Origin of the sequence: Limosilactobacillus vaginalis DSM 5837 = ATCC 49540, assembly GCF_000159435.1 — a bacterium.
Taxonomy (GTDB): domain Bacteria; phylum Bacillota; class Bacilli; order Lactobacillales; family Lactobacillaceae; genus Limosilactobacillus; species Limosilactobacillus vaginalis.
In genome coordinates this window covers 297,425-303,486 of record NZ_GG693412.1, presented here as the reverse complement: position 1 = coordinate 303,486, position 6,062 = coordinate 297,425, and the positions used below count along the sequence as shown (strand labels likewise).

Below are 6,062 nucleotides of genomic sequence, written 5' to 3'. Positions count from 1 at the left end.
ATAAACAAGCGGAAACAGTAGCAAAAGCAAAACTAGCGACAATTTCTTTGCAAGATGTTCTTAACTCAATCCTTGTTAAACAGAGTGAGAAAGATCCCCAAACGTTAATAAACAGTAATTTGAAATAAGTAAGAAGGCGGAAAAACGATCTGGTTTTCTGCCTTCTTTCTTATTTTTCAATTTTTAGAAGCAACCCATAAAGAGCACCAAGAAGGTTGGCCTCATTGCCAAAGTTGGCTGCCTTGATAACTGGCATTGTAATATCAGCCATCAATCGACGATCTGCTCGTTGAACTTTAATAAACTGGTTTTTAATTTCCTCAATTAAGATTGGCTGGACACTAATTCCACCACCAATAAGAACTACTTCAAGGTCAAGGACTGCTTGAAGGGAAACGATTAAATAAGCAACCCGTCGACAATACTCTTCAAAAATTTCCCAAGCAAGCGGATCATGAGCAATGATTTTTTGAAATGCCTGTTGTCCATCTGCCGGATCAGGAAGCTTGCACGCTTGAGCTACCATTTCAACCATTTTAACCGCTGAAGTAGTAGCACCCACCGTCCGTTGTTCAGCTAGTGGATCATCACGATTAGTTACAATCGCACTTAACTCCCCTGCACGACTATGCGGACCATGAAGGAGCTTTCCATTAACCACGATTCCGCCACCAACTGATGTCCCTAAAGTAATAACCGCACCATTATCAACGTCGACCAGGTTTCCTAGCCATTGTTCTGCTAACGTTGCGCAATTAGCATCATTCCCAACGTAAACCGGTAACTGGGTCGTCTTTTCAAGATACTGAGCTAACTCAAATTTTCCCATATAACTCAATACCCCTGTAAACTGAACACTTCCCGTTTGTGGATCAACAATTCCGGGAACGCTTACGCACACGGCGGCAATTAATTGGTTTTCTTGAATAATTGTTTGCAGGACCTGCAAGAAAGCATCTTTGGAGCGTGGTGTTTGCTGTCTTCCCTTAGTCATAATGTTTCCCGAATGATCAATTCGGGCACTTTTGATCGTTGTTCCACCAATATCAATACTTAGGTACTGCCGTTGCATACTCACTAACACCTCACTTCAGTTATCACTAATATTATACACAACTATTTTGACCCTTCAAAGCTGGCTATCCGGCTAGCTTTACCGGTTTACAAAACTTTGCATTTAATTTAAAACCAAAAAATAGCCGAAGAAAAGCAATCTTTTCTTCAGCTATTTTCGTTTTATTAAGTGTTTAATTAGTAATCAACAGTGATTACTTAAGACCCTTCCAAGTCCAGTTAGTAACTTCTGGTAAGTCCTTACCTTCTGAACGGATGTAGTGGTTGTGCTTGTTAATCATGTTGTCCATCTTGGCAACAAATGCAGCACTCTTTTGTTCGTAACCAGGAACACTTTGGATAGCATCCTTAGCTAAGTTGAAACGGTCAAGTTCGTTCAATACACGCATGTCGAATGGAGTGGTAATGTCACCATTTTCTTCGTATGAGTGAATGTGAACGTTCCGGTTTGCACGATCGAAGAACAATGCTTGGATCATGTCACGGAATCCGTGCCATGCAAAGATAACTGGCTTGTCAGTAGTGAAGTAACGGTTGAATTCTGCGTCAGACAAACCTTCTGGGTTCTTGTCTTGCTTCATCAACTTCATGATTTCAATGATGTTGATGTAACGAATCTTCAATTCAGGGAAGTTGTCATGAAGAATGTCAATAGCAGCAAGAGCTTCTTCAGTTGGTTCAGTACCTGCTGATGCAAAGACAACATCTGGTTCGCTACCTTGGTCAGTAGATGCCCAGTTGATGTAGCCAAGACCGTTATCAACTAATTCAGTAGCTTCGTCAATGGAGAACCATTGTGCACGTGGGTGCTTGGAAGTTACGAAGATGTTGATGCATTCTTGGTCGTTGAAGGCTTTGTTAGAAACAGCCATCAGAGAGTTAGTATCTGCTGGTAAGTATTCCTTAACAAGATCTGGACGTTCCTTTTCGAACATGTGAGTTAACAGACCTGGATCTTGGTGAGTGTAACCGTTGTGATCTTGTTGGAATACAGTTGAAGTATCAACAAAGTTCAATGCTGGGTATTGGTGACGCCAGTAGAGATCCTTAGCCTTACGTAACCACTTCATGTGTTGAGTAAGCATTGAGTCAACAACACGACCGAATGCTTCGTAAGTTGCGAAGAATCCGTGACGACCAGTTAAGGTGTAACCTTCAAGGAATCCTTCAGCTTGGTGTTCAGAAAGTTGTGAATCAATCATCCGACCTGAATGTGCAAGGTTTTCATCGTTTGGTTCGTGAATACCTTCCATCCATTGACGCTTGTCATTGTCAAGGAATGCGTAAAGACGGTTTGACTTAGATTCATCAGGACCGAATCCACGGAAAGTGTTAGGGTTCAATTCAGCCATCTTGCTGAGGTACTTACCCCATTCAAGCATGTCTTGCTTTACAACAGAACCTGGTGTTTGAACATCAACAGCGAAGTCCCGGTAGTTTGGCAATACAAGTGGCTTAGGATCGATACCACCGTTAGTGATAGGGTTCATAGCCATCCGACGGTTACCTTCTGGTGTGTTCTCTTCAACAAGAGCAACTGGGTGACCGTTTTCGTCAAACAATTCTTCTGGCTTGTATGACTTCATCCAGTCAACAAGCATGTCCTTGTGTTCCATGTCATCTTGTGATACCGGAATAGGAATTTGGTGAGCACGGAATGAGTTTTCGATTGGGTTACCATCGAGATCCTTAGTAGGACCAGTCCAACCCTTAGGAGCACGGAAGATAATCATTGGCCATTGTGGTAATGAGTCATCGTTGTTTTCACGAGCATTCTTTTGGATAGCCTTGATTTCTTCAACAACAGTATCCATGGTCTTAGCCATTTGTTCGTGAACTTCCATGTGGTCCTTGTAACCGTTAAATTCACCTTCACGATCAGCTTCCTTGTAAGCTGAAACGAAGTAAGGCTTCCAGCCCATACCTTCGAAGTACTTAGTAAGTTCTTCGTCACTCATCCGTGAAAGGATAGTTGGGTTAGAAATCTTGAAACCGTTAACTTGGATGATTGGTAATACCGCACCATCCTTGATTGGGTTGATGAACTTGTCTGAGAACCATGATGCCATCAATGGACCAGTTTCAGCTTCACCATCACCAATTTCAACAGCGGCGATAACGTCTGGGTTATCTAAGATTGCACCAACACCGTGTGAAAGTGAGTAACCAAGTTCCCCACCTTCGTGGATTGAACCTGGAGTTTCAGGTGCGGCGTGTGATGCAGTACCGCCTGGGAATGAGAAGTGCTTAAATAACTTAGCCATTCCCTTAGTGTCTTGAGTAAATTCTGGATAAATTTCAGTGTATGAACCATCCAAGTATGAGTTGTTAACCATAACTTGGCCACCGTGACCTGAACCTTCGATGTAGAACATGTCAAGGTCGTACTTCTTAATTACACGGTTCAAGTGTGCGTAAATGAAGTTTTGAGGAACAATAGTACCCCAGTGACCAATTGGCTTAGGCTTAACGTCTTCTGCCTTTAATGGTTGACGTAATAATGGGTCACCCATTAAGAATAATGTACCAACTGAAAGGTAGTTGGCTGCACGCCAGTAAGCATCAACACTTTCCAAGTACTTCTTGGAATCGTAATCTACTGCCATTCTAATAAACACTCCTTCTGAATAAATAGATACGTTCTTGCCGTTAAACAATACGTAAATCATTCAAATTTACATTACTAATAATAACGGATTTAAAATAAAAGTCAACCTTTTAATAAATTGATCCGATCCAATTTATGTGGTTTATATTTCCACCCAATTATCTTAACAAAATAGTGACGAAAAAAGAATCTCGCTTTACACTTATTAATGTAAGTTTAAATAAAATATGGAGGATTAATTTTGCAACAATTAGGTGCAGAAAGCCAAGCAGACATTGGAGACTTCGTAAAGCTTTTCGCTGTGATTACCGTAATGATCCAATCAATTATCAGTTTTCTGATGCAAACTTCCTTACCCGTGGGTCAACAATTCTTGCTTGGTGGAATATACGAAGTAGTTAAATTTTCCGCATCAGCTTTTATCTTCGGCATTCTTTTTTCGTCAACCCGCACCCATCCCATGGCTCGATTACGCGATTATCCCCGGTTTATGATTAACCGTTGGCACATCCTATTTATCCCCTCAATTCTTTGGACAACGGTCTACTTAATTTTTCTGCCGCAGCTACAACAACATGGTCATTATCACAACTTGACCAGTTTTGGTTGGCAATTCATCAACGGTAACGCTGCCCCACACCTTTGGTACAACGTTATGATGCTTCAATTCATTATCTTAATGCCAATTTTCTGGAGCCTTGCTCGTTGGTGTACTGGAAAACCGCAACGGGGAATCCTTATTTTTAGCCTAACCCTAGCATTTGAATTAGTGTGGCATTGGATTTACAAATTAGAAATTTTCCATGGTCCGCAAGCCCAGCAATGGTACTTGTTTGATCGAATTTTTCCGAGTTTTATTATTTTTGCCGTTAGCGGTACCCTCTTGTGGGTTTTTCATGAATCAATTTGTTTATTTGTAATGAAACATTGGGGACTGCTGGTTACTATTTGGTGTCTTCTTCTTTACTACGTTACTTTTAATTTCTTTAATTATGGTACGCCAGTCAAGTTAGATAATGCCCCTTATTATTTACCATCAATGATTTTCTATAATTTAGCTTCAATTGGCTTAATCGCAACAATTGCAATGTATATGCAAAAGTTTCGTAGCCAATGGTTGCCCTTAGTTCATTGGGTGGCACTTTATGCTCACCGCGCTTACCTTTCCCACGTATTCTGGCTTTACTGGAACTGGAAACTGCTAGCTCACTGGACAATCCCGTTAATGATTAAATTTCCGCTTCTAATTATAATGACTATTTTGTTAGCATTTATTTCTGCCTATGGTTTTCATTGGTTATGGTCAACTTTCAAGTATAGCTTTCACTTTCGTCATCTAATCAATGGATAATTGAATTTGTCTTTTTGCAACTCGTTGATGACAATAAGATCGCCAACTACTATCGAAAATTATCCGCTAATAAAGTTGAAGATTAAATATTAAGAACGGCAACCTTTATGTTATCAGAGTTGCCGTTCTTTACATTTTAATTTTCTTGATCCAGACTCACAAAAGTGTCATATTTCATATACCGGTAATGAACTCGCATGTTCGAAACTTCAAAGGGTGTTCCATCATCAAGGAAGAAGACCCCTTCCATAATCGCAACCGGTTCAGTTGGCTTGAGTTTAAGAAGTCGTTGATCATCAGCCTTTGACGGAGCAACACTAATCGACATAAAGGACTTTGTAACCCGCTTTCCCTTTGCAGTTTCTAGGTAGTTAAAAATTGAACTCTTAACAATGTCTGGCGAAAGGGTTGGAATAATCTTAATCGGAATATAACCAGTTTCGATAATAAAGGGTTGGTCATCAATTAAGCGAAGTCGTTTGATCTTATAGACAAAATCATTATCATCAAGAAAGAGGTCCTGCTGAAGATCTTTGCTTGCAGGGATAACCTGATAGTCCATCAGTTTAATGCTTTGCTTCTTGTCACCAAACTTAAAGCTATCGGTAACCCCCAAGTTACTTCCTTCATAGCGAAATAGCGACCGATTCTTTAGGTATAAGGGGTTAATAAACGTTCCGGATCCCCGTTTTTTAAAGATAATCCCTTGTTGTGCTAAAACACCAAGTGCGCGTTTGATTGAACTGCGACTCACCTTGTAACTTGCACTAAGACTTCGCTCATCAGGTAATTTCATTCCCGGATATTGATTTGCTAGGATTTTTTGTTTTATATCACTCATTACTGAGCGGTATACTAAATCTGCCATGTCATTTACTCCTCGGATTATTTGATAGACGTTTAATACTGTTTCTAGTATAGCAGACCTATTTAAAATTGGGATCTATTTTAGTAAAAATTGGTTCGTCCCAGAAAAAAGGAGCTTAAAAGATTTATGAGTAAAAAGAAAAAAAGTAAAATGAAGAAAAC

At 40.1% G+C, this 6,062-nt stretch carries 4 protein-coding genes; 1 reads left to right on the top strand and 3 read right to left on the bottom strand.

Features of this window, described 5'->3' with window-relative positions; genetic code table 11:
• Positions 1–169 precede the first annotated feature (169 nt).
• Entirely contained in the window at positions 170–1,072 is a 903-nt protein-coding gene (locus HMPREF0549_RS01370) for an ROK family protein (RefSeq protein ID WP_003716459.1), read from the bottom strand.
• A 196-nt stretch (positions 1,073–1,268) separates the two neighbouring features.
• A complete protein-coding gene (locus HMPREF0549_RS01365; RefSeq protein WP_040530678.1) occupies positions 1,269–3,680 on the bottom strand; it encodes a phosphoketolase family protein in 2,412 nt (803 codons plus the stop codon).
• A gap of 243 nt (positions 3,681–3,923) precedes the next feature.
• On the opposite strand from HMPREF0549_RS01365, the gene HMPREF0549_RS01360 reads away from it, so the two are divergent.
• Positions 3,924–5,033: an acyltransferase family protein gene (locus tag HMPREF0549_RS01360; RefSeq protein WP_003716457.1), complete on the top strand. Its 1,110-nt coding sequence runs from the start codon at positions 3,924–3,926 to the stop codon at positions 5,031–5,033.
• 136 nt (positions 5,034–5,169) lie between these two features.
• Here HMPREF0549_RS01360 and HMPREF0549_RS01355 read toward each other — a convergent pair whose 3' ends face one another.
• The gene (locus tag HMPREF0549_RS01355; protein WP_040530675.1) at positions 5,170–5,901 is read right to left on the bottom strand and encodes a GntR family transcriptional regulator; all 732 of its coding nucleotides are present in this window, start codon (positions 5,899–5,901) and stop codon (positions 5,170–5,172) included.
• Between the last annotated feature and the right edge of the window lie 161 nt (positions 5,902–6,062).

Bases quoted from the DNA above. Each gene is read 5' to 3' on its own strand.
- HMPREF0549_RS01355 (WP_040530675.1), bottom strand. From the start codon at position 5,901: ATGGCAGATTTAGTATACCGCTCAGTAATGAGTGATATAAAACAAAAA.
- HMPREF0549_RS01370 (WP_003716459.1), bottom strand. From the start codon at position 1,072: ATGCAACGGCAGTACCTAAGTATTGATATTGGTGGAACAACGATCAAA.
- HMPREF0549_RS01365 (WP_040530678.1), bottom strand. From the start codon at position 3,680: ATGGCAGTAGATTACGATTCCAAGAAGTACTTGGAAAGTGTTGATGCT.